This window comes from Roseinatronobacter sp. (genome assembly GCF_051859525.1).
Taxonomy (GTDB): Bacteria; Pseudomonadota; Alphaproteobacteria; order Rhodobacterales; family Rhodobacteraceae; genus Roseinatronobacter.
In genome coordinates this window covers 1-24612 of sequence record NZ_JBHYFM010000019.1, presented here as the reverse complement: position 1 = coordinate 24612, position 24612 = coordinate 1, and the positions used below count along the sequence as shown (strand labels likewise).

21 protein-coding genes and 1 pseudogene are annotated in these 24612 nt (G+C 58.5%); 4 read left to right on the top strand and 18 right to left on the bottom strand.

The genetic code is table 11. From position 1 onward, the window contains the following. Window positions 1-24: 24 nt before the first annotated feature. The 12 genes from ACTIE1_RS12880 to ACTIE1_RS12825 form a co-directional block, all read right to left on the bottom strand. Window positions 25-1707, bottom strand: a complete 1683-nt coding sequence (locus ACTIE1_RS12880) for an ABC transporter ATP-binding protein (RefSeq protein ID WP_439561907.1) — start codon at window positions 1705-1707, stop codon at window positions 25-27. A gap of 231 nt (window positions 1708-1938) precedes the next feature. Next, window positions 1939-2295, bottom strand: coding sequence for a cupin domain-containing protein (locus ACTIE1_RS12875; RefSeq protein WP_439561906.1), 357 nt, complete (start codon window positions 2293-2295; stop codon window positions 1939-1941). 173 nt (window positions 2296-2468) lie between these two features. After that, window positions 2469-3932 carry an aldehyde dehydrogenase family protein gene (locus tag ACTIE1_RS12870; protein WP_439561905.1) on the bottom strand — a complete coding sequence of 488 codons (1464 nt, stop codon included), beginning with the start codon at window positions 3930-3932 and terminating at the stop codon, window positions 2469-2471. Between the two features lie 88 nt (window positions 3933-4020). Next, window positions 4021-6201, bottom strand: a complete 2181-nt coding sequence (locus ACTIE1_RS12865) for an FAD-dependent oxidoreductase (RefSeq protein WP_439561904.1) — start codon at window positions 6199-6201, stop codon at window positions 4021-4023. Between the two features lie 544 nt (window positions 6202-6745). Beyond that, window positions 6746-7759 (bottom strand): zinc-dependent alcohol dehydrogenase, encoded by a 1014-nt coding sequence (locus ACTIE1_RS12860; protein WP_439561903.1) that lies wholly within the window; start codon window positions 7757-7759, stop codon window positions 6746-6748. Further along, window positions 7756-8760, bottom strand: coding sequence for a branched-chain amino acid ABC transporter permease (locus ACTIE1_RS12855; protein ID WP_439561902.1), 1005 nt, complete (start codon window positions 8758-8760; stop codon window positions 7756-7758). The genes ACTIE1_RS12860 and ACTIE1_RS12855 overlap by 4 nt, the downstream gene beginning before the upstream one ends. Before the next feature lie 8 nt (window positions 8761-8768). Beyond that, window positions 8769-9629 carry a branched-chain amino acid ABC transporter permease gene (locus ACTIE1_RS12850; RefSeq protein WP_439561901.1) on the bottom strand — a complete coding sequence of 287 codons (861 nt, stop codon included), beginning with the start codon at window positions 9627-9629 and terminating at the stop codon, window positions 8769-8771. Beyond that, on the bottom strand, window positions 9616-10341 hold the full coding sequence (locus tag ACTIE1_RS12845) for an ABC transporter ATP-binding protein (RefSeq protein WP_439561900.1): 726 nt from the start codon (window positions 10339-10341) through the stop codon (window positions 9616-9618). Before ACTIE1_RS12845 ends, ACTIE1_RS12850 begins: the two co-directional genes overlap by 14 nt. After that, the gene (locus tag ACTIE1_RS12840) at window positions 10338-11075 is read right to left on the bottom strand and encodes an ABC transporter ATP-binding protein (RefSeq protein WP_439561899.1); all 738 of its coding nucleotides are present in this window, start codon (window positions 11073-11075) and stop codon (window positions 10338-10340) included. The genes ACTIE1_RS12845 and ACTIE1_RS12840 overlap by 4 nt, the downstream gene beginning before the upstream one ends. A 12-nt stretch (window positions 11076-11087) precedes the next feature. Next, window positions 11088-12380, bottom strand: a complete 1293-nt coding sequence (locus ACTIE1_RS12835) for an ABC transporter substrate-binding protein (RefSeq protein ID WP_439561898.1) — start codon at window positions 12378-12380, stop codon at window positions 11088-11090. 84 nt (window positions 12381-12464) lie between these two features. Beyond that, the gene (locus ACTIE1_RS12830) at window positions 12465-13283 is read right to left on the bottom strand and encodes an SDR family NAD(P)-dependent oxidoreductase (protein ID WP_439561897.1); all 819 of its coding nucleotides are present in this window, start codon (window positions 13281-13283) and stop codon (window positions 12465-12467) included. Between the two features lie 40 nt (window positions 13284-13323). Continuing rightward, the gene (locus ACTIE1_RS12825) at window positions 13324-13839 is read right to left on the bottom strand and encodes a 2,4'-dihydroxyacetophenone dioxygenase family protein (protein WP_439561896.1); all 516 of its coding nucleotides are present in this window, start codon (window positions 13837-13839) and stop codon (window positions 13324-13326) included. 249 nt (window positions 13840-14088) lie between these two features. On the opposite strand from ACTIE1_RS12825, the gene ACTIE1_RS12820 reads away from it, so the two are divergent. Next, window positions 14089-15669 (top strand): XylR N-terminal domain-containing protein, encoded by a 1581-nt coding sequence (locus ACTIE1_RS12820; protein ID WP_439561895.1) that lies wholly within the window; start codon window positions 14089-14091, stop codon window positions 15667-15669. A gap of 122 nt (window positions 15670-15791) precedes the next feature. Here ACTIE1_RS12820 and ACTIE1_RS12815 read toward each other — a convergent pair whose 3' ends face one another. Genes ACTIE1_RS12815 through ACTIE1_RS12800 form a run of 4 tightly spaced genes read right to left on the bottom strand, consistent with a single transcriptional unit; the run spans window position 15792 to window position 20351 of the window. Beyond that, entirely contained in the window at window positions 15792-16121 is a 330-nt protein-coding gene (locus ACTIE1_RS12815) for an AtuA-related protein (protein WP_439561894.1), read from the bottom strand. Between the two features lies 1 nt (window position 16122). Next, window positions 16123-17463: an acyclic terpene utilization AtuA family protein gene (locus tag ACTIE1_RS12810; protein ID WP_439561893.1), complete on the bottom strand. Its 1341-nt coding sequence runs from the start codon at window positions 17461-17463 to the stop codon at window positions 16123-16125. Between the two features lie 4 nt (window positions 17464-17467). Then, complete coding sequence (locus ACTIE1_RS12805) at window positions 17468-19345, bottom strand: TRAP transporter permease (protein WP_439561892.1); 1878 nt, start codon at window positions 19343-19345, stop codon at window positions 17468-17470. A gap of 34 nt (window positions 19346-19379) precedes the next feature. Further along, window positions 19380-20351 (bottom strand): TAXI family TRAP transporter solute-binding subunit, encoded by a 972-nt coding sequence (locus ACTIE1_RS12800; RefSeq protein ID WP_439561891.1) that lies wholly within the window; start codon window positions 20349-20351, stop codon window positions 19380-19382. Window positions 20352-20582: 231 nt separating this feature from the next. On the opposite strand from ACTIE1_RS12800, the gene ACTIE1_RS12795 reads away from it, so the two are divergent. Then, window positions 20583-21515 carry a LysR family transcriptional regulator gene (locus ACTIE1_RS12795; protein WP_439561890.1) on the top strand — a complete coding sequence of 311 codons (933 nt, stop codon included), beginning with the start codon at window positions 20583-20585 and terminating at the stop codon, window positions 21513-21515. Between the two features lie 55 nt (window positions 21516-21570). Here ACTIE1_RS12795 and ACTIE1_RS12790 read toward each other — a convergent pair. After that, a pseudogene (locus ACTIE1_RS12790) lies at window positions 21571-21826 on the bottom strand (transposase); the annotation flags it as partial. A gap of 34 nt (window positions 21827-21860) precedes the next feature. Further along, window positions 21861-23051 (bottom strand): FAD-dependent oxidoreductase, encoded by a 1191-nt coding sequence (locus ACTIE1_RS12785; RefSeq protein ID WP_439563433.1) that lies wholly within the window; start codon window positions 23049-23051, stop codon window positions 21861-21863. Between the two features lie 328 nt (window positions 23052-23379). Between ACTIE1_RS12785 and ACTIE1_RS12780 the strand changes: the two genes are divergently transcribed. Both ACTIE1_RS12780 and ACTIE1_RS12775 read left to right on the top strand, forming a co-directional pair. Beyond that, window positions 23380-23931 (top strand): helix-turn-helix domain-containing protein, encoded by a 552-nt coding sequence (locus tag ACTIE1_RS12780; protein ID WP_439563432.1) that lies wholly within the window; start codon window positions 23380-23382, stop codon window positions 23929-23931. Beyond that, on the top strand, window positions 23928-24461 hold the full coding sequence (locus ACTIE1_RS12775; protein WP_439563431.1) for a GNAT family N-acetyltransferase: 534 nt from the start codon (window positions 23928-23930) through the stop codon (window positions 24459-24461). The genes ACTIE1_RS12780 and ACTIE1_RS12775 overlap by 4 nt, the downstream gene beginning before the upstream one ends. Window positions 24462-24612 lie beyond the last annotated feature (151 nt).

Genomic DNA, 24612 nt, shown 5'->3' with positions numbered 1-24612 from the left:
TGTTGAATGTTGTTTTTCTTGCAGTCATGGTTGGGCCAATTCCGGGTCTGGCGCAGTTACGCCTTCCCCCGGAATGGCGGCCACCAACTCGCGCGTGTAGGCCGAGCGGGGATTGGAAAAAATCTGCGAAGGCGGGCCCTGTTCGACGATCTTGCCCTTGTGCATCACCGCGATGTCATCGCAGATCTGGCTGGCGACGCGCAGATCATGGGTAATGAAGATCATCGAAACGCCGGTTTCGCGCTGGATCCGGTCCAGAAGTTCAAGAATCTGGGCCTGAATCGATACATCCAGCGCCGAAACCGCCTCATCCGCGACCAGCAGTTTCGGCTTGAACATCAGCGCGCGTGCAATCCCGATGCGCTGGCGCTGGCCGCCTGAAAATTCGTGCGGGTAGCGCCCGAAGGCACCAGCATCCAGACCCACGAGATTTAGCATCGCCCGCGCTTCCTCGCAGGCCTGACTGGCGGGCATACCATGGGCAATGGGGCCAACTGTCAGGATTGCACCGATGGTCATGCGCGGGTTGAGTGACGCGAAAGGATCCTGAAAGATCATCTGTATCTTAGGTCGGAAATCGCGGAATTCGGAGTCTGACAGGGCGGCAATATCATTGCCTTCAAACAGGATTTCGCCAGAATCCACTGCCATCAGCTTAACCAGCAAACGGCCCAGCGACGATTTGCCCGAACCGCTTTCGCCCACCACACCCAATGTGCTGCCACGCGCCACGTCAAACGACACATCCTGCACCGCAGGCACCACCCGGCGCGTCCTGAAAAACGCGCTGCCACTGGTATAGGTCTTTACCAGATTGCGAACCTGTAACAGGGGTGTGCCTGTTGTCGCTTTCATCTGCGCGCGGTTCCCGCTGCGCAGATGCGGGACCGATGCGATCAGCCGTTTGGTATAGGCATGCGTTGGCGCCTTGAGCACCTGTTCGGCACTGCCCCGTTCGACGACATGGCCCTTTTCCATCACGACCACGCTGTCTGCAATTTCGGCCACAACACCGAAATCATGCGTAATGAACATCACGCTCATGCCTTTGCGGCGCTGAATGTCGCGGATCAACTTCAGAATTTGGGCCTGTGTCGTCACATCCAGCGCAGTGGTGGGCTCGTCCGCGATCAGGATCGTCGGTTCCAGTGCCAGTGCCATGGCGATCATGACGCGCTGCCGCTGCCCCCCCGAAAGGCGAAAGGGATACTGATGATACATCAGTTCGGGCTCCGGCAGGCCCACCTCGATCAGCAGTTCCAGTGCGCGCTTTTTGTGGGAGTCCCGCGTGCCCACACCATGGGATGCCATAACCTCGTCAATTTGTGCACCCACCGTCATCAGCGGGTTCAGCGCTGACAGCGGGTCCTGAAAAATCATCGACACCACCCGACCGCGCAGACTGCGCAGGGCTTCGGCCCCCATTCCGACGATTTCGCGCCCCTCCAGTGTGATCGAACCGGCGGTGGTTTTCATCGCCTTTGGCAACAGGCCGAGCATGGTGTTTGCCGTCACAGACTTGCCCGATCCGGATTCGCCCACCACGCACAGGATCTGGCCGCGATTCAGGTCAAAGGATACATCATTGACCGCGTGGCGGCGCTCCATGCCAGTTGGCAGCTCGATCGTCAGCCCGCGCACCGACAGCACTTTTTCAGGTGTGGTAGCTTTTTCAGGTCCGACAATAGGTGTTGGCTGTGCTGTCATCGGTCTGATCCCGACATAACGCCGATACGGCAGGGCAAAGGGCGTGTCATCTCGTTCATTGAGGTGCGACTCCTGTTGAGAGGGACGACTCGTAGGTTTTAACAAGCACTGGGTCAGCATGGCCCAATACGCGCAGAGAACCTGTCGAACCCACATGCCTCCACGGCAGAATTGACTGTTGTTTTGTCAGCGACAGGCATTTCCTTCTGTGTTGCCGGTCATGCAAGGCAATCATTCATAGACACAGACATAGATCTTGCGCACCGTCTCGATTGTACGCCAGATGCCTTTGAAACCGGGTTTCATCACAAAACTGTCGCCGGCGCGGAAAGTTTGGGTTGCGCCACCGGTTTCTTCAATCTCGACCAGCCCCGACAGGATATGGCAGAATTCAAACGTCGTGCCTTTGATCGAATGCGTCTCGCCGGGGGTGGCCTGCCAGATGCCCGTCATAACCTTGTCCGAGTTCGAGGAATCCTGTGCCCATGTCTTGAACTCCGGCGCGCCGGAAATCAGCCTGTCAGGTTGCGGCAGGGCCTCTTTCGGGGCGAAAGCGGGATTGGTATCGATGGCGATCAGGTTGGACATGGAAACTCCTGTTGTCTTGCGGGCGACTATCAATTCGAGTGCCGTCAGCTTTGTTCTTATGGGTTCAGTCTGAACCGGACATCACAGCGTTGAATGCCGAATTCATCGGTGCCGCAGTGAATGATGGCGGTTAAACTGCCGTCTACGGTGGAATCTTCCGCCTGCGCGCTGCCTCATGCGGGTGCGTAAAAACCCAGCACCGACTTTACCTCCAGATACTCCAGCATCCCCTCACGCCCGTATTCACGACCGTTGCCGGATTGTTTGTAGCCGCCGAACGGCGCGTGCGGGTCCCATGCCGGATAGTTCAGATGCACCTGCCCCGCGCGGATCTGCGATGCGACCGAACGGGCAAGCTGCAGGTCACTGCCTTGCACATGCGCGCCAAGGCCATAGACCGTGTCATTGGCAATACGGATGGCCTCCTCGGTGGTGTCATAGGGCAGGATGCACAGCACGGGGCCAAAGATTTCTTCTTGCGCGATCTGCATGTCTGGGCGCACATGGGAAAAGACACTCGGGCGTACGAAAAAGCCGCACTTCATTCCCTTGGGTCGTCCCGGTCCGCCCGCGATCAGGCGCGCGCCTTCGGCGATGCCAACCTCGATCATGGCCTGAATCCGCGTAAACTGGGCACGGTTGGCGATGGCACCATGGGTCGTGTCGGGGTTCTGCGGGTCACCGACGATGATCTGCGCCGCCGCCCGTATCGCGATTTCCTCGACCTCTCTCAACCGCGCGCGCGGCACGATCATCCGCGTCGGTGCGCTGCATGACTGCCCAAGATTGCGCATCGCTGCCGCCACACCCAACGATACAGCACGCTCCATATCGGCGTCAGGCAAGATGACATTGGGTGACTTGCCCCCCAGTTCCTGCGCCACACGTTTGACGGTATCGGCGGCAGACTTGGCAACAGCGATGCCCGCGCGGGTAGAACCCGTGATCGAGATCATATCGACATCGTCATGCGCGGCCAGTGCCGTCCCCACCCCCGGCCCGTCACCCTGTATCAGGTTGAACACACCGGCGGGGAACCCTGCCTTGTCGACCAGATCGGCAAATAGCAAGGCGCTTAACGGCGCCAGCTCGCTGGGTTTCAGCACCACACAGCATCCGGCGGCCAAGGCCGGAGCCACCTTTGCGGTGATCTGATATAGCGGCCAGTTCCACGGCGTAATCAGCGCGCACACGCCAATCGGTTCCCGACAAATCGCGGTGGTCCCGCGGCGGGTGACAAAGTCGAACCCGGACAGAACCTCGCGCGCGGTTCTGACATGGGCTACGGCCAACGGCACCTGCGCGGCAGTCGCGTAACTCAGGGCGGCACCCATCTCTTGGCTCATGCACTGTGCCAGAAGTGCGGCGTTTTCTTCCATCAAAGCCTCTAGCCGCCCGAGCATAGCGATGCGTGCATCGGGCGTGGTCCGGCTCCAGGACGGGAAGGCCTGTGTCGCGGCGGCAACGGCTGCATCCGCGTCCCGACCGTCACCCAGCGGTATGCGGCACAGCACGGCTTCGGTGGCGGGGTTGATGACGTCGCACTTGCCGGTACCATACGGCGCAACCCATCGGCCGTTAATAAAAAACCGGCCCAGATTGGTATTATGCGTGAGATGATCAACAGGTGATAACATGATGTCGGACCTTTTGTCGGAATATTCAGAAATGCGGTTTCCGGCGACACAAACAGCCAGAAGCCAGGGGTAGTCCCCATGCGTCTGGTCACGGATGGGGCAGGCTGACAAATACCTGCCCGTCACGCTCGGATGCGGGGTGCACCATCAGTGGCCCGCAGCCTTCGGGGGCGTGGTGCGGTCTGCCGTCTTGCAGGTCGAATTCTGCAAAATGCAGCGGGCAGATTAACCGCCCCCCTTCAACAAACCCCTCCGACAGTGACGCGACGGCATGCGGGCAGCGGTCATCGGTGACATAGATCCGACCGTCCTGACGCGTTGCACATAGTGGCCCCCGTGCCGGATGGACGATGCGCAACAACGCGCCTTCGATCAGATCAGTGGCGGGGCACAGCAAGTACTCTTGTCTTGCAACGGGCGCCACAGCAGCGGAAGGCCGGGGCGCGGCGGTTGTGCAAACTGACAGCTTGCGCGCGGCGCGGTGGATCGCTTCGGGTGTGTCGATCCCTACGGCGAAACTGCCAAAGTCCCAAAACTGCCCGTCCTGTGCGATCAGGCTGGCCTGCGGATCAGGTTGCCCGACGATTTGAAGGCGGTGGCCAAACTGTTCGGACCAGAAGTGATGCGGTTCCGTCGGTGGAGCAGGTTGGCCCAGAATGCGACACGCGGCGCGTTCGGCCTGCAGATTGGCATTTTGCCATGTTTCAATCCGCCCGCCCGGAGGGCGCGCGACGTCCCCTATGGCAAAGACCCCTGGATATGCCGTTGCGCCGGTATCATCAGTTACGATGCCGCCGTCGCAGGCCAGCCCGGCACGGCGGGCAAGGCCGTCACTGGGCACCATCCCGATCGCCACCAACAGATGGTCGCCAGTCAATTGCATGCCCCTGATTGTGCAGTTGATTCCTGTTTCGGTTTCCTCAAACTCGGGCTCTACGCCGAAATGCAGCGCAACCCCGTGCGCATGGTGCAGTGCGGCCAGCGCATCCGAGACAACAGGCGGCAGTATATGCGGTGCCAGTGTGGTGCCGCGCACAAATAACGAAACTTCGGACCCCGCCATCCGCGCCGCTGCCGCAATTTCCATACCGATCCAGCCACCGCCCAGAATGAACAGGCGCGTGCCCGGCGCCAGTGCACTGGACAGGCGTTCGGCATCGTCGCGCGACCGGAGTTCATGCACCCTGCCATGCCCGCGACGCAACCCCGGCACCCGCCGCGCCCGCCCGCCGGTCGCAAGTAGCAGCGTGCCAAAGGGCACAATGCTGCCATCAGCTGTTTCAATCTGCCGCGCATTCAGGTCTATCGCCTCAACGGGGGTGGCAAGGTCCAGTGCGATCCTGGCGGCTGCGGCATCATGTGCGTCAAGTAACGGCGGAACAATTGCGCCGGGGTCGCATATGTGCTTCGACAGGGGCGGGCGTTCATAGGGCAAGTGACGTTCGGCCGCAAAAATGCGGATTGCGCCCGCATAGCCGTGTTTGCGCAGCGCGCGCGCAGCCATCACCCCCGCCTGCCCGCCACCAACAATCAAAACAGGCCCGGGCTCTGGTGCAGATACCCTGGCATGCAGCAAGGCGTCGACATGCAGGCTGCCTGCATCGATGACGTCGCAATAAATCCCGAAGTTCCGCCCGAACCGGCGGACAAGCGTGCGCAGAACGGCGGGATCTTCCGGCAATCCGGCGCCGACCTGCAGGCTGGTGAAGCCGCAACGCCCACACGGGACTGTCCCGCGCAGACGCAATCCGCCAAGGCTGAATTCTTGCCCTAACAGGGCATATTCGGGGACATCACCGGACAAATCAGGCAGGTCAACCAACAGATTGGGGCGGAAGCGTTGCGCATCAATCGCGCTGTCGGGGATCATGCGGCGCAGCGCTTCCATTGCCTGAACGCTCAGCAAATGCAGCGGTGCAACATTATAGCGCGGCCTGTTTCCGGCGTCATATGCGCGCAGACTGGCAGGCCGGCCAAACATCTGCGCCACCTGCGCCTGCATCTCCGGCGCGTCTGCGAGAGTCCAATCGGTCCCATTAACCGAAAGTTCTGGCCCATCCTCGGCCATCCGCGCCGAAATCAGCGGGGCCGCATTCCATCGTGCATCGCGGGCGGGATAGATATGCGCGCCGGATTCGCTATCAAAAAAACCGAAGATACGGTCTCCCAGCAGGCCACGGGGTCCAATTTCCGCGCGATCAAGCCGTTCACCGCCGAGCGAGCTGACAGGATAGCGCCATATTTCGGCCAACTGCCCCCGGATCACCATATCAACCGCGCCCTGAAGCAATGACCCGGCGGCGTGTGCAACGCGGATATGATGGTGGGCAGGGTTGCCCCGGGGGCGGCTGTTTGGCACACGGCGTTGGCTCCATCCATTGAACTCCGGCGGTACTGCGCCGCAACCTACCAGTGGGCGTGCGGCGGCATGGCGTTGAAGATCAGGGTCAGCCTAAAGGCATAGCGCCACCAGAACCTGCCGATTATCCGTGAATCGTAGAAAGATGCTGCTTGGAAGTGATAGACTTACGGCACAATATGGCACATTGCACGGTAGTCTTGGTAAAACCTTGTCTGTGTTCTTGGTCATACTGTCATCGCGTATGGGGCCCTGTCACATGAATTTCGGAATGAACTCTTCCAGTCGGCCGTTCAATGGTACCGACGAATTTTGTTTTCCTATATAGACATGGTAGAGTAGCCTACCGAGCGCGGGATCACGGTCGATCCCACGAATACATCTGCAAGGCTTGGACTTCAGAGCCAGATAGATTCATTGTCAACCCGACCCACCAGATGTCGGGATCGAACACCTAGTCCGAAAACGGATCTATCAACACCTTGCATTGTGTCGTTCGGCTGCGCAGTGCCTCGAAGGCTGCGGGCGCTTCTGACAATCCCACCACATCTGATACCAGCGCCTGCGGCGCGTAGCCCCCTGCGTCCAGTGCATCTATGGCGGTTGTGAACTCATGCATGTTGAAGAATACCGACATGATCACCGTCACTTCCTTTGAAATTGCCCGAAAGCTGTCCAGCGTGTCGGTTCCGGTGCAAAGCCCCAACACGCAAACGGTGCCCTGCGGGCGCACCAGATCAATACAATGATCGATCAGCCCGACCTTGCCTACGCATTCAAAGACAATATCAGGTGCCCCGCCACAGGCGCTGGCCACACGTTGCTTCATATCTGGCCCTGATGTGATAAAACCTGTCGCCCCCAGATCTTCCGCGCGATCCCGCTGAAAATCATTCAGGTCCGCCGCAACAATCGCGCGCGCGCCCATCCGCCGTGCCCAGTAAACGACTGCCAGCCCGATAGCCCCGGCCCCGACAACAAGCACCCGCGCCCCCGGTTTCAGGCCGGAACGCAGCACCCCGTGCAGGGCAACCGCCAGGGGTTCTGCCAGCGCGCCATCCGCCAGTGAAATGCCATCAGGCAATTTCCGCAACTGATGATCGGCAAGGGCCGTGTATTGCCCAAATCCCCCCCCGATCAGTGTCATACCGTTTTCGCACCATGCCGGCGTTCCCGCACGACAGGCAGCGCAACGTCCGCACCCGCGCAGCGGGGCGGCAGCGACAAGGTCACCTACGCGCAGAGTCCGGACATCAGCGCCGGTTTCGACCACTTCGCCAGAGAATTCATGGCCTATCACCGCGCCTTGTTCCAAGGCGAAAACAGGATCTTCGGTCATATGCAGATCACTGCCACAGATGCCACAGCGGCAGATTTTCAGAACAACCTCGTCGCGGGCGGGCACGGGATCAGGGCATACAGCCGGTCGCAGCGGTTTTCCAAACCCGTCAAAGATAAGCGCCTTCATTTCGTCACTCCGTTGCTGCGAACAAGATGGCGTCTGGTCGGAAACCATGGCGCGTTGAAGTGACGACTGTAAAACCCCCACAGCCCGCCCCGGAAGTAAAGCGCGCAGGCCAGCGTCATAAGGCCCAGAACAATAAGATAACTTGCCCCATACTCACCAAACCAGCGTTCGGCAAAGAAGAAGATAACCGCGCCGATCAACACCCCCTCAAGGCTGCCAATGCCCCCGACCATCACAATGAAAATCGCCAGATTGGCCCAGTTCATTCCAAAAGCCGAAGGTGGGGTGATACGCAGTTGTGCCATGAAATAGACCGCACCCGCGAATCCCGAGCCTACCGCCGCCGCAACGAACAGATAGAACCGAAGCCGGTGGACATTCACACCCTGACTGGCGGCCGCCGCAGGATTGTCGCGCATCGCGGTCATGGCGATCCCGTAGCGGCTGCGCAGCACCAGATAGCTACCGCCCAAGGTCACAAGCAACAAAAGCGCCGCCAGAAGGGACGAAGCGATAGCACGCTCGTGAACCGAGAATTGCGTCATGACCCGCAGACTCATGCCCGCACCGCCGTTCAACATGGGCATGTTCGTGGCCAGAAGCCGCAAGGCTTCTGCTACGACCCAGGTTCCGATAGCGAAATATGGTCCTTCCAGCCGGTGCAGCAGATAGTATATCGGCACAGCCAACGCGGCCGGGGCAAGCAGGCTTATGAACACCGCACTATAGGGATTGACCCCGTATGTCTGGGCAAGCACAAACATCGCATATGCCGCGACCCCCACAAAAGCCTGCTGTCCCACTGACACCAACCCGCCATAACCGGCAAGCATGTTCCACATTTGCGCAACGGCAATATAACAGGCCAGCGTCACAACATCCCGGATCAATCCTTGCGATGCCCACCACGGCATCGAGACAATCCCGATCAGCGCTACGGCAAAGATAACCCACGCAATGCGCCCCGACAGGGTCATGCGGATGACTTGATATTTTGACATGCTGAACCTCAGGATTTGCGTTTGAAAATGCCCTGCGGACGCACCGCAAGCACAGCCAGGAAAACAAGATGCCCTGCCAGAATGCCAAAGCCCGGATTGATGCGGAAACCGATGGACTGGCTGATGCCCAGAATCATCGCCCCAGTGAAAGCGCCCCAGATTGAGCCAAGCCCGCCAATGATCACGGCCTCGAACGCATAGATCAGCTGGAACGGCCCGTCAGATGGTGCAACCGTCGACCGCATCGCCTGAAACGCGGCAGCAAAACCCAGAATGCCGACTGCGATGGCCGTTGCCAGTGCGTAGACACGGCGCGGATTTACGCCCATCATCGCTGCTGCCTCCACATCGGCAGAGGCCGCGCGCAAAGCCCGGCCAAACCGTGTATAGTGCATGAGGAATGCCATCCCGGCCGTCAGAACCGTTGCGCAGATCAGCACGATCAGCGGCAACACCCCGATATAGAGTGACCCGACAGGAATGGAGGCCTGCTGGATAGCACCCCCCGAAAGTGACCGTGTGTCGGCAGACCATATCTGCAGCATTGCATTTTGCAGGGCGATTGACAGGCCGAATGTGGCAATAAGTGATGGCAAGGGGTCATCCCCCACCACCCGGTTCAGAAGCGCACGCTGCAATATCCAGCCAATTGCCGCGCCTATCGGGACCAGCGTTGCCAGAATGCTCCAGGGGCCAAGGCCTGTCAGATCCGCAAGTGAAATGCCAATCAACGCAAGCAGGATCACAAGATCGCCATGGGTGACGTTGACAATTTTCATCACGCCGAACATCAATGCCATTCCAAGGGCGTATTGCGCATATAGCCCGCCAAGAAGAATGCCTTGAACGATACCGTCAATCCAGTACATGATTTGCTCCGAAATAAGCCGCCGAGATCTGCTCGCGGGTAATGTCACTGGACGCCCCCTGAAGGGTAACGCGCCCTTCAAGCATGCAGTAGAGGCGCTGAGAGGCGCGTTGTGCCAGACTTACATCCTGCTCGACCAGAACCAGCGCCACCCCGCCTGCAGTTATCGCGGGAAGGGCAGCGTAGATTTCGCGCACCACCTTGGGGGCCAGACCCAGACTGATTTCATCACATAGCAGCACCCGCGGCTGCACCAGCAGCGAGCGCCCGATAGACACCATCTGCTGTTGTCCCCCCGACAGGTTTTCAACCAATGTTCGGGCCTTCTCGCGGAGGATGGGAAACAACGCAAAGACGCGCTCCAGTGTCCATGGCTCCCCGATGGGTTCAGCGGCGTGCTCAATGGCGATCTGCAGGTTTTCTTCCACGCTCATGCCAAGGAAAAGCCGCCGCCCCTCGGGCACAATTGCGACGCCCGCCTTGACCATAAGATGCGGGCTTTTGCCCCCGACTGCCTTGCCATCCAGCATGATCATTTCCGGCGCGACGGGCAGAACCCCCATTATCGCCTTAAGGAGCGTAGATTTCCCCGCGCCATTCGCCCCGATCAAGGCAACTGTCTCTCCTGCCGCGATGGAAATCTCGATCCCGTGAAGCGCGCGCATATCGCCATATCCGGCCTTCAGGCCATGCGTTGACAGAAGTGCGTTCATGCCTCCACCCCCATATAGACGCGTTTCACCTCTGGGTTTTCGATCACCTGCGCGGGCAGCCCTTCGGCAATCTTTTCCCCGAAATTCAGCACCAGAAGCCTGTCAGCCACAGCGAAAAGCGCGTGCAGAACATGCTCGATCCAGATGATTGTAATCCCGCTGTCACGGATGCGACCAATCAGGGCGACCAGGTCCTTACCCTCTTCTTCGGTCAACCCGCCGGCAATTTCATCCAGCAGCAGCAACCGGGGCTTCGATGCCAGCGCCCGCGCCAGCTCAAGGCGTTTCCGGTCCAGCAAAGTCAGCATGCCCGCATTCGTATTAGCGCGCCGGATCAGATCACAATCCTCCAGGATCATGGCGCAATGGTCATAGCTTTCGGCCTCTGACATGTTGCCGCCAAAACTTGCGGCAACAAGCAAATTCTCAAATGTGGTCATTGCACCATAGGGAAGCGGAATCTGATACGTCCTGCCAATACCCTGACGGCAGCGTTCGAACGGGGGGCCAGCCAATGGCTGGCCCCTGAAACGAATATCGCCCCCATGATCACGGATATCGCCACTAATCAGGTTGAACAGCGTGGTTTTGCCCGCACCATTTGGCCCGAGTATGCCCAGCACTTCGCCGGCACGGACTTCGAAATCCACATTGTGCAGCACTCTGACTGCGCCGAAGGACTTGCTCAGCCCATGCGCCGACAACAAGGGCGCTTCGTTTTGTTCATGTTGCATAAAATGCAGCGCTCAAGACGACCAGGGCAATGGTTGCATTGCCTGTTCGGGTTCAAACAGGGGATTTACGGAGTTATCCACGATCTTCAACTCGAACGGCCATTGTTCACCCCTCACCCACTGTCCACCGAAAATCGGTGTTGCCGACACATTGGGGTGTGGTCCCGAACCAAAATCGACCGGCCCGATCAGCGTTTGCATAGATGTTTCGCGCAACGCATCGCGGTTGGCCGTACGGTCCAGCGGGTTGGACGACCGGCGCAAGGCGTCAAGTGCCACCTCCCAGATGGCATGGCTATAGCCCAAAGGCTGCGTCCATTGCCGCCCGGTCGAGGCTTCCCACGCATCAGCCACGTCGCGGCTGGTCTGGCCGGTCAGCGATGACTGGAACGGGAAGGCGGGTGTCCACCAAACCTCGGACGACATACCAACGCCCAAATCGCCCAAAGCTTCAATCCCTGAAGGAAACAGCAAGGCTGCTGCAACAGTAATCGCTTTCGGACGATACCCTTGCTGCGCACATTGGTTCACGAAGGTGGTAAGATCGTCGACATATGTGATGCCGCCAACGATTTCTGCCTCGAACTGTCGGAAGTTGGAAATCATCGACGAGAAGTCATTCGTCCGCGGCTGGAAGAAACCCGGCATCCGGGTTTCAAAACCCGCCTCCTGTGTAGGAACAGGAAGCCCGTATTCAGTGCTACCCCATGTTTCCCCGTCGGCATTTTGTGGAAACAACATGCCAACCTTGCGGTTGGTTTCCAGACTGTTCCAAAGGCCAACAAACGTGGCAAGGGCCTCATCCAGTCCCCAGAAGAAATGATAGGTCCAGTCAAACGGCTGATCGGCCCCCCCACGCGGAAAGACAATGGCCTGCCATGGGGCCGCTGTAGACAAGCATGGCACACCGAACAGTTCAGCCTGATCTGCCGCCGGATTAATGATATCCGTTGTCGAGGCAGGCAACAACATGTGCACCTCGTCATTCAGGATCAGGTCTGCTGCAACCTGCGCTGACCTGTTCGGATCGGACTGCCCGTCGCGCACAAGGATTTGCAGATCATACGTTCCCGCTGCTGTCTCCAGCTTTCCGCCCAGAGCCTCGCGGATGCGTTCGACGGTGAAGCCGTCGGTTTCCCCGAAAAGTGCAAGTGGCCCTGTTGCCGGTGTGATAAAGCCGATCTTGATGGTGCCCGCGCTTTGGGCGCGCAAGATTGAGGGTGCGGCAAGTGCCGCAACACCTGCGCCCATCCCTTGCAGGACCCTGCGCCGTGTAGAAGTTCCAAGTCCAGATTGAATGCTCATTTCATATCCTCCCAGAGAAAAAAGCAACTGCCGGATAGTGCGCGCGGGTCCGGCAGCAATCCCGCTTCTGTTCAGCCGGTCGGGTCAACCACGCAAGGAGGACCCGCCGTCAATCGTCATTTGTGCGCCTGTCACATAGCTTGATGCAGGCGATGCCAGAAAAAGTGCCAGTCCCTTGATTTCGTCAGGGTCAGCAATGCGCCCAAGAAGGGACTGCGCCTCAAAAGCCGCGCGATCAGCAGCATTCTTCAGCCGCCCCCCGGCAATGTTTGTAATGAAGGGCCCCGGAGAGATGCAGTTGACAAGAATCCCGAATGCCGCCAGCTCCATAGCGACATTTCGGACCAAATGGTCCACACCCGCTTTTGCCGGCATATAGGCGGTTCCGACAAAGGATTCATTCACACGCGCCGCAACCGAGGATGTCACAATAATACGCCCCCCGCCGGTTGCCTTCATGTGGCGCGCGGCATTGCGGATCGTGCTGAAAACAGCGGTAAGATTGACCTCCAGAACCCGGTCCCACTGGTCCTCGGGCATAGTGTCTATTTGTCCCAGCGGGTAGCGTTCACCCTCTGGCGTCTTGAAACCGGGGCCCGCATCCAGCCCCGCATTCGCAAAAACCACATCAATACACCCATGTGTGCGGGCAACGGTGTCGAACGCTTCAGCCAATGCAGGACGGTCACTGACATCCACTGGTATGGACCATACCCGACCCGACCAGCCTTCTGCCTCGATTTGGGCAACTGTCTGGCCCACACCGTCCTGATCGCAATCCAGAATACAGACCTGTGCGCCGCATTCGACCATGATTTCGGCATAGGCCCTGCCGATTCCGGACGCCCCCCCCGTTACAATTACGGATTTTCCTGCGACATTGAACATTGTTTCCAACGACATGTTTACCCTTCTCTTCGCCTGCGCGTTGCGACAAGGGCGCTCATATGAACATGTCGTTGTTGATGGCGATTCCGTTTGCCTCGCAGTAGCTCACATAATGGTCGATGAACCAGAACACATCAGCGGTGAAGTCGTATTGCGCCTCGTCATCAAAAAACTCGATCGCCCCGTTCAACCAGAACAACGCCTTCATGCCATTGGGGTCATCCGAATACAGCGTGTGGGCCGTGCCCGGCAGTTCATAGACGAAATCGCCAGGGCGGGCGACCCAATCATATTCATAGTAGCCCCAGGACCCTTCCAGCGTGACCGCCGAAACAACCCCGCGATGCCTGTGCGTTCCAATCCGTCCCCCGCCCTTGACCCAAAGAATATTGGCCGCCGAATTGTTCCGGACATCGAATGCAAGATGCTTGATCGCGGCAGCTTCGCCAAATGGCACCCAAGGGTTTCTGGCATCATCACCCGGAATGAAGGCCCCTTCTTTGCCGAAGCGGTGAATCATCGCTTCATGAGGTTCTGGCGGCAGTTTTGTAATCAGCTTTTTCGTGGTCATCTGGTCCTCCCTTGACCTGTCGGGTTGGCTTATCCATCCAACAGGCGGGCCAGAAGTTCCGTCAACCGGAAAAAATTAAGCTGCACTGCGGCAATGCGTTCGCAGCGGGTAATTGTCATTCATATTCGGGTGTTTGTATGGGATTCGCAGGAATAGTCTGCACAATCATGGCGTTTTCAGCACTGGTTCTGCTGCATTGCCGCGTTATTAAATGATGAAATAAGATTCACCATTTGATAAACCGGTATCATGTATACAGACAAAAGCCAGAATGAGCTCCTTACTCGCGGCGGTCGTCCGACCCTGCGCGATTTGCTGGACCTACTGGAATTCAACCCGGCTCAAGGCACCATCTCCCTGAAGGGGGAACGCATGCTGCTTACCCGCGCGAGCTTTTTCGATGATCTGCGCGATCAGCTGATGCGACGCTATAATGAACATGATGCCATGGTCCTGATGCTGCGTCTTGGGTTCCGCAGCGGGCGCGAGGATGCGGAATTCATCCGGCAGTCCTGGCCAACGCTTGACCCGGGGGATGCGTTCACGGCAGGCACACGGCTGCACATGGTTACCGGGACTGTCAAGGTCGAGACGATCTCGAATGATTTCGACTTCGACTCCGACCGCTTTACGGGCGATTTCCTATGGCATGAATCCGTCGAGGCAAGCAACTATCAACGCCGCCACGGGCGCGCGACAAAACCTGTATGCTGGTTGCAAACGGGGTATGCATCAGGCTACGCAAGCGTGTTCTTCCGCAGGCTCGTTATCTACAAGGAATTAAGCTGCTCGGCCACAGGGCACAAAAGTTGCCGTGTCGTTGGCAAAACGGTGGATGGCTGGGGCCCTGATGATCCTTTTGTCCAGTTTTTTCTTAGGGAGGTCATTGGCCCGCAGGGCACGCCTTGGGGTATCGGTTCATCCGCAAAACGGAAAACCCAGCCACAACCGCATGATGACCTGACATCTCTTGTTCTGTCTCCGGTCCATGAGCGACTGAAGAAAGTTGCGGCCAACAAGTTACCTGCACTGATATGCGGCCCTGTGGGGGCCGGTTGCAGGCTTGCGGCACGCTGGCTTTATCACCAACGCTATCCGGAAAGCACGTTTCAGATAATCCATGCGGAAGCGCCCGACCTGACCGCGCGACTTGCTGCGCTGCGCCAGACACCCGAACAAAGTCAGGCGCAATCTCAGGGGGTCGTCATCGCAGATATCGAAAAGCTGCCCATTGACCGGCAATACGCGTTGCTTGATCTGCTGATGCAGGACCGAGGGCACACGCCGTTGGTTGTGACGCTGTCAACCAGACCGCCGGATGCACTGCTTTCAGACATGCGGTTTCTTCCAGAGCTCGCCTATGAATTGTCGGTGTTTCCAGTCTGCTTGCCTGACCTGAATACCCGCAAGGAAGATGTGCCCCGACTGGCAGAAAAATTGCTGGCAATTCAGGGGCCAACCCGCCTGAGCGACGATGCCGCAACGCTATTGGCCTCGATCCATTTCCGCGCGGGATTGACCGAGTTGCGCTGCCTGCTGTCGCGCGCGGCTTTGCTGGCGGAACAGCCTGAATTGCTTAGTGCTTCGGATCTACGCCTCGCGTTGAGCGATGCGCCACTTGATGCACCAACACCTGAAAGCGACATGTTCTGGTCAATGTTGCAACCGGCCTTCACGAAAGGTGACGTGACCTTCGACAGCCTGAGTGCAAGCATCCTGCACGGCGCCCTTCATGCGTCAGGCGGTAATGTCGCCGCCGCAGCCCGCTTGCTTGGGTTATCGCGCGCACAAATGGCCTACCGGATTCAGGCGTCCAAAGGCACGCAGTAGCTGTTCTTCGTGACCTGACAATAGGCGCCCAGATCAAGCGTGCCATGCGCTGCGCAGCCAATAGCGTTTGCCGGATTTGGGGGCCAAGTCATGCCGAGGGGGGCTTCACATACCTTTGGGATCTATCCGGCCAGATGTTCTGCGGTTGTGTCATACACTTCCAGGTCCAGGATTGCGGAGCCTAGGCATTTGCCGTGGGCATCCAAGGCCAGGGATCGGGTCACCCCCCCGCGCAAGGCGCCGCGCATAACGAAATTCAATGCCCCTAATTGGGGCAACTCGTAGCGCAGCACCTCGCCAGTCACCAAACCTTTGAAATGCTCGTTGACACGATCTGCGGTCACTTCGCGGGCAATCAGCGCAAAATCGTTCTGATCAAATGCGATGACAGAAATATTGGACGTATCGCCTTTATCACCGGTGCGGGAATGGGCAATTTCACGCAAGCGCATGTCAAGTCTCCTGAATGTGAATGCTTGGGCTTACCCGGTTTTCCGGCACAAGTGTCGACACAATGCCGACAATTTCCCGCGTGGATTTCGCAGCACCCCCGCCGCCAGCCGGTCCGTTAAGATAAAGCGATTCCACTTCATTTCCGACACGCGCGGCATCTTCGCGGCGATCTGTCCGGCCGACAAAGCGCACACGCACCTCTCTGGGGGCAGAGCAATTCCCCGAAAGTCGTGCACCAAGGATGGAATCCACACCGATCAGTTCGCCACGGGTTTCAGCGCAGGGGACACCCGTGATTTTCAGACGCTCTGCCACGATTTCGATGGCCAGACGCCCCCGCTCCATCGCGCCCGGTCCCGCATAGGAAATCTGCCCTTCGCCGATATAGGAGTCGATATATCCCACCGACACCTTCAGAAGCCCGGTTTTTGCACAGCCATCCCCCCCCGTGACACGGACCTTATCCGGACCTGTTTCTTCAATCCTGACGCCGGAAAAATCCGCGATCACATCGGGCTGGATGTATCGGCGCGGATCATGGATTTCATACAAAAGCTGTTCTTTTACAGTGGCCGGGGTAACCGCCCCCCCTGTCCCGGGCAGTTTGGTCACTGTCACATTTCCGTCCTCGTCAACCTCTCCTATCGGGAAACCAAGGCGCGCCAGATCTGGAATGTCCTTATAGCCGGGGTCTGCGAAATAGCCGCCTGTGATCTGGCCAGCGCATTCCAAAAGATGGCCAACAACCGTTCCACGCCCAAGGCGGCCCCAGTCGTCCATGGCCCACCCGAACGCGTGCACAAGCGGACCGAGGAAAAGCGCAGGATCTGCGGCACGGCCGGTAATTACGATATGGGCGCCACGATCGAGGGCCAGCGCAATCGGGCCAGCACCAAGATAGGCATTTGCCGAAATCAGCTTGCTTCCAAGCGCGGACACTGGTTGTCCCGTCTCATCAATCCGGTAATTCCCTGATTTGACTTCTGCCAGCACATCATCCCCGCTTACGGCCGCGACACGCATACCGTGAAGGCCAAGTTCACGCAGCACTGCGCGCACGGCGTCGGCCGCGGCAAAAGGGTTGGCCGCGCCCATATTGGTTACAATCCGCACCCCCCGTGCATGGCAGGCGGGCAAAACCGCGCGCATCCGTGCAACCAGCATGGGGTCGTAACCGGCATTTGGATCACGCAGTAGCGCCTGTTGGGCAAGTGCAATTGTGCGTTCGGCAAGACATTCGAAAACAAGAAAGTCCAGATCGCCTTTTTCTGCCAGGTCAACAGCCGGTTCAATCCGGTCCCCGGAAAAGCCAGCGCCCGTGCCAATTCGGACAGTTTTCATAATATTAACCTTCCTGCGCACTGGTGATCTGACGTTTTCTAAGGTGAACATGGCGCTGCCAGAAGCCCAAGGCGAGCACCCCAAGCGCAAGGGGCGGGCCAATCCAATGCGGCACAATCGCAAGCGTCACCGCCATTAGATAGACCAGCGCATCAGCGAACCGGTTTCCGAAAAGCGGCTGGCCACTCAGCAAACCGGGGATCGCAAGCACCAGCACAAGGCCGGACATGGCGGCTTCTGCAATGGCCAAGGCTCCGCCCTGGCCGACCATGCCCGGATATAGCAAGATCATAAAGGGCACGATATACACGACCGCCGCAAGGCGCACCGCCTCGATGGCGGCTGGCAGCCAGTTTGTCCCGGCAATGCCTGCACCCACAAAAACAGCTACGCAAACAGGTGGCGTAATGACGGACAGTGTTGCGAAATAGAACACGAACATATGCGCCGCCAACGGGTCCACACCCACCGCGGTCATGGCAGGCGCAAGAACTGCTGCGACCAGAACATAGGCCGCGGTTGTCGGCAGACCCATCCCCATAATCAGGCACACACCCGCCACAATCAGCGCCACAAAGAAGGTGCGATCCCCCGCAAGGCTGACGATCATGGAGCTTAGTGTAACACCAATGCCCGTCAGGTTGATCATGGATACAAGGATCTGGGCACCCGCCAGAAGCACACCGATGATAACCAGCCCGCGCCCCGCATCCCCGAACCCGTCAAGAACACGCGCTGCCATGTCACGCCATGGAATTTGCCCCGCCCGCGTTAAAACAAAGGCAATCAACAGCCCCATGATGCCCCAGAACGCCGCTGTGGCGATGGATCTTCCAAGGAAAATGCCGGTGAACAGAAGGCCAAGCGCGGCAATGATCGGCAGCACGCGTCTGGGCGCAACGATCTCGCGCCAGGAAGGTAGTTCATTTTCGGGCACGATCTGCAGACCGCGGCGAATAGCAGTAATATGAACGGTTACAAAAACAGATACATAGAACAGTGCCGCTGGCAGAATTGCAGCAACCATCACCGTAACATAGCTTACGCCAAGAATTTCGGCCATCACGAACGCAGCGGCCCCCATGATGGGCGGCGCGATCTGCCCCCCGGTAGAGGCCACGGCCTCTACTGCGGCGGAAAAGGGCCGAGGGTAGCCCAGTCGTTTCATCATCGGAATCGTGAAGTTCCCGGTCGTGGCGACATTCGCAACGGCACTGCCACTAACCATACCGAACAACCCCGATGAGATTGTGGCGATCTTTGCCGCGCCACCGGGGCTTTTGCCCCCAAGGCGCATGGCAAGATCCATGAAAGCCTGTCCTCCGCCGGTGTGCAAAAGCAGCGTCCCGAACAGAACAAACGCGGCGATGACAGTTGACGCGATACCAACCAACATGCCCCAAACCCCGAGATCGCCTAGAAAGATGGTTTCGGTTACGAAATCCGCGTCAAAACCCCGATGCCCCAGCGCGCCGGGCAAGTGATGACCCAGCAACGCATAAGCAAGTCGAGTCAGCACAAGGATTGGAAAGATAAGCCCGACAGCGCGCCGGCCAATTTCCAGCAAGGTCACCACCAGACCCAGGGTAAGGACTTTGTCGGCCATGGTGGCCCATGGCAAGGATGTCATTATTGCATCATAGTTCACGACAATATAGCCGCAGGCAGCAATGGTGACGCAGGCAAGCGTCAGGTCGACAACAAGCCCGATTGGCCGCCAGGATTTGCCCGCGCCCAGCGGGTAAATCGTCAAACCAAGCGCGACAACAAGCCCGATAAACAAAGCGCGCTGGATCAGGCTTTCGAATGGTCCGGTGGCGGCAGTATAAAAAACGAAAAAGCCAATGATCAGGGCAAGGCCCTTGGAGAGCGCTTCACGCATGACTATCCCTTCCATGGTCCTTGCCCGGCATTGCTTAATTCGCTGACGCTGGCATCAAATGCGCGGGAACATCTATGCCCTGCTCGCTAAACCAGCGATATGCACCCGGGTGCAACGGGATTGTCCCATATGTCATTGTCAGATCAGCAAGGTTCACGCCGCGCAATTCTGCCATTGCATTGGCTTGTGCGGTTTCATCTTCCATGATCGTGCTGACAATCTGATACGCTGTTTCCTCGCTCAGGTCGGGGCTGGCCGCGACGCCCACCCCGAAACTCCATGTTGTATAGGCAGGCATGCCATCATCCGGGCTTGCCGGGATATCGACAACAGAAATGTCCGGCATTTCGGCGCGCAGGATCTGCTGTTGTTCTTCGGTCAGGCTAAGCACTGTGATCGGGGTGAATGTCGCGATATCAAGTGTTGAGGCGTCAAGCCGTGTGCCCGCGCCGGATTTCACATAGCCAATCACGCGATTGTCCTTGATCATATCCACCACATCCGTGGTGGACCCACGCACATGCGCTGGCGCAATTCCAAGCGCTTCAAAAACCGCCTCGGATGTCTGCTCGGTTGCCGAACCGCGTATTCCGGGATTGAATCGCGTTCCTTTCAGGTCTGCCATGCTGGAAACCCCCGCATCCTGCCGCACAACCACATTTTGCGGCGCAGCAGTGTAGACCCACAGCAGCTGGGTTTCGACAGGTTGCCCGTCAAACTCGTTCGTACCTGCAAGCGCGTGATGCGCAACATTGGTGGTGACAAGGCCCAGATCAACCTGACCGCGCTGAATGCGGCGCAAGTTGTCGAGGGTTGCGCCAGTTTCAACAACCGATGTTTCCACATCTGTGACGCGCTCGTTCACAAGCTGGGCGACGGCAACAAAATAGCCATAATGGCTGGATGATGCCGAAGTGGACCCTATCAAAAGCCTTTCGGACGCCTGTGTCGGCAAGGTCAAAGCGAAGACGGCGGCACCGCCAAGAAGAATATTGCGAATGGACATGAAGCACTCCTGGGTTGCTGTCATAGAAATATATTCATGCTGCGCGACTGCGCTGCACCACGGGAATTTCGGCGTTGGGAATTCAGGGTCCGTTTGCAATCAGGTTCAAGGGAAATGCGACTACGGGGCCTCCCTCCCCGGTTTATCGCCTGCCTCCTCCCAAAGGCCGTGGCACAGATCATGCAGATTTTGAACTGGTGATAGAAGTGAAAGTATATCATTATTCAGTGCATGAAACGCATCAATCTAGATCTGTTTGAACTTCAGGCTTTTGTCCGGCTGGCAGAGTTTAAGAACTTCCGTGGTGCCGCCGAGGCCGTTGGCCTGTCCAGTTCGGCCCTAAGCCGGTTGATCGCCCGGATAGAAGATAAACTGGATGTGCGGTTGTTTGACCGCGACACACGCAATGTGGAATTGACACCGCAAGGCCACAGACTGCTGGAACTGGGCGGGCGAATTCTTGCGGAAACCGAAACCGCGCTGGACGAATTCGACGTTTTTCTGGCAGCGCGCCGCGGGCAACTGACGCTTGCAGGGTTGCCATCCGTGACCGCCGGATTATTGCCGCCAATCATCGCGCGCTTTGCTGCAGACCGGCCCGATGTTGACGTCCGCATTTTCGATGCACTCTCGGATGGTGTTGTTGCGGCACTACTCGAACGGCGCGCCGATCTTGGCTTTACGGCGGGCGCTGTCGCGGCCTCTGACCGGCTTGCTTTCAAACCATTATTCGAGGAGCCGTTCATGGCGGTCGCCTGGGCCGGTGGACCGCTTGACGAACCCAGAAGCTACACATGGGAAGAGCTGGTCTCTATGCCGTTCATCGCAATGTCGCCCGGCACAAGTGTCCGCGCGCTTATAGACTCTGCGATGGCCCATGAGGGTCTGACCCTACGACCACGCTTTGAGGTATCCCATCTTGCGACAGCGGGCGCGCTCGTCGCTGAAGCCCTTGGTGTGACCGCGCTTCCGTCGCTAACTTTACCTGTTCTTGGCGCGAAGGGGTTGGTCGTGCGCCCACTTGAACGCCCGACGATGTTCCGGCGCATTGGGCTTGCATATCTGGCCGGACGTACGCTTTCCCCATCGGCACGCACATTTCGCGACCTACTGCTGGGCACAGATTTCCGGCGCCTGCTACCAAAGTCCGGGCTAGGAAGCTAGTACTACAGTTGCATATGGGATCGTATTTTCCGATGGGCGATAGCGGCTGAGTTCTGGTGGTGTCGATCATGATCGTTTTGGTTTCCGTGCCTTCAGCGGCCAGACCCGCCATGATTTGGGCGAACACGCCCAAATCACTTAACCGTTTCCAACGGTTGTATAAGGCCTTGTGTGCCCCTTATTCCTTGGAAGCTGCGCATCGCACCGCCACAACCCATTGCGATTGATGAAGATTATGCCACTGAGAACGCGCCAGCCATCAACGCGAGGCTTGCCACGGCACTTGGGGAAAAGGGTTTCAAACGCTCCATCTGGGCTGCGCGTTTGTGAACTGGCTTTGCTGTGTCAATCGCGCCCCTGCCTTAAGCCGCAGGGGGGCAGAAGATCGCCGCAGACCAGACGGCTCAGGATGGCGGGGATTGGGGGCACCAGTGACATCGGGAAGAAAAGCCGGTCACGCAGCAGCGGAAGCATTTGACTGTCCGATTGGTATTGTGGCGTGAACGCCCAGCTCATGGCCTGATAGACGCGCACATGCCAGCGTCTGGCGCTGGCGTATAGCTTCATTGCGCGATCATCATTGCCGCCCGCCTCTTGCAATGCGGTGGCCAATGCCCAAGCGTCCAGTAGCGCCATATTGGCCCCCTGTCCCAGTTGCGGGCTGGCACGGTGGGCGCTGTCCCCGATATGGACCACACCATCCCCCCAGGGCTTGCGCAGCGTGCCATGGCTGTAGCGCGCCATGGTCATGTGGTCCGGCGTTGTAACCTGTTGTGCGAATGCTGCGTAGTCCGGCCAAAGTGCCGTTGCCTCGGTTTGCCATTGCGCGATACCGCGATGGCACCAGTCCTGATACGAGGAGGCCGGCAATGACCAGAAAATCGCTGCCTTTTGCGTAATGCTGCCTGGCAAGGTGCCGACCGGCAATACACCCAGCATATGTGACGCCTTGCGATAGATCTGGCGCAGCTCGTCGCCGGGCAGACCGGTTTCCGGCCAGTCAACCGTTGCCCAAAGCGCGCCATAACCCAAGGGTCTGGCGCGCATCTGCGACAGGGGCGAGGACGCACCACTGGCGTCAATAATCATCCGGAATGGCCCTGCATCCTGTCGCCCGCTGAATGACAGTTTTCGATTCTGCTGCCCTGTCACCCTGTGCCCGGTGACAAGTTCCGCACCCGCGTTAATCGCAGCATCGAGCAGAACCTGAAAAAGGGCAGCGCGATGAATACCCAGACCGAAGCGCGCGCCGCCGGGTCTGTCGTACTGCACATCCAGAACACGGTGACCGCCACGCGCTTCATGGCCCAGCATACGATGAATGCGCGTCCCCAAAGCAAGGGCCGCATCCCCCGCCCCGATGTGTCGCAATACCGTCAGGCCTACCGGCTGGATAACCAGACCTGACCCCACCGGACGGGCCTGATCGAACTGATCATAAATCACGATCCGATACCCCGCCTGCGCCAATGCAGCGGCAGCGGCCAGCCCTCCTATTCCCGCGCCGACAATGGCGATATGGTCGTTTTGCGTCATGATTGTGCGATTATCCGCTCGGTGGAATGCTTGTGCCAGCATATTGACGGGCAGTCCAAGAAACAACCGGCCCCCAATACCACGATAGGATATCGTCCGCGTGGTTGCCGCGTCCGCCAGTTCGGACGGCGCTGTATCCGAAGGGTATCGACAGGGTTTGTCCCCGCGATCCTTGATCCCCTTACAGAATAGCGCGCGGTGGATAACTCGGTTGCAGTTACGCAGGCCATCAAATGGACAAAAAGGATATCGGCAGCGCCAAGGAACAACCCGTATTGTCAGTTGACGAAACTCCCACATTCGGGATAACACATCATATATGGGAATCATGCACGCTTCCGACAGTTCAAGACTGGCCAGTCACCTGCGCGGCCTGCGCGAGGCGCAGAACATGACACTGGCCGTTCTCGCACAGCGCAGCGGGCTGAGCAGGGCGACGCTTTCAAGAATTGAGAACGCCGAAGTAAGCCCTACGGCTGAAACGCTGGGGCGGCTTGCTACGGTCTATGCGCTTCCGATCTCTCAACTTCTGTCACCGCTTGAGCAGAGTTTTCAACCCGTGTCGAGGCGCGGGGAGCAAAGCGTCTGGCGCGATGCCGGTCATGATTTCCTGCGCCGCAGCGTGTCGCCCCCGAACGGCCAACTGTCCATCGAGTTGATCGAAGGGGAGTTGGGCGCGGGACAACTGATCTCCTATGCGGCGCCCGCGATCCCGGGTCAGGAACACCACGTTTACGTCCTCTCGGGGCAGATGGAAATCACGGTCGAAGGCAATGCCCACGACCTAGGGGCGGGAGACTGCCTCAGATACATCCTGTTCGGCGAGACGATTTTCAGAACATCAACCTCCCCCTGCAGATATGTGATTGCACTCTCATGACCCAGCTTCCCCACCGGATCACGGATATCACTGCCGCCGAAATCGAGCACCACATCGACGATCTCTGTCGCGTGTTGATGGACAGTGTTGCAGACGGCGCCGCAATAAGCTTCATGGCACAGGTTACCAAAACCGAAGCAGAGCGTTTCTGGCTGCATGATGTCAGATCCGCTGTCGAGACTGGCAGCAGGCGGCTGTTCGCTGCGTTTGTCGGCGGGCGATTGATTGGCACGGTTCAACTGGTCATTGGTATGCCGCCCAATCAACTGCATCGTGCCGAAATCTCCAAAATGATTGTTCACCCGGATGGCCGGCGCCGCGGTCTGGGCACAGCGCTTATGAACACGGCCTTGGGCGCGGCAAAACAGACTGGCAAGACCCTTGTTACGCTGGACACGCGCACAGGGGATGTCTCCGAGGCGCTTTATCGCGGTATCGGTTTCCAGGCAGCGGGCCAGATACCGGACTTTGCCTATAATCCGGACGGCACGAGACGGCATGCGACGACCTACATGTATCGGTATCTGTGATCTGTGCAGCAGCGCTTTTGGCAGAATGCTTGTTGCCGCCCAACGGCCTGTTTGAAGCGGGCATAGGTCTTCGTGGCCTGCGCAGTTCCGGCCATGGGGCGGCAAGCCCACCAACGCCGATCTTCAAGCCCGCTACATTGGTCGCGCCGCT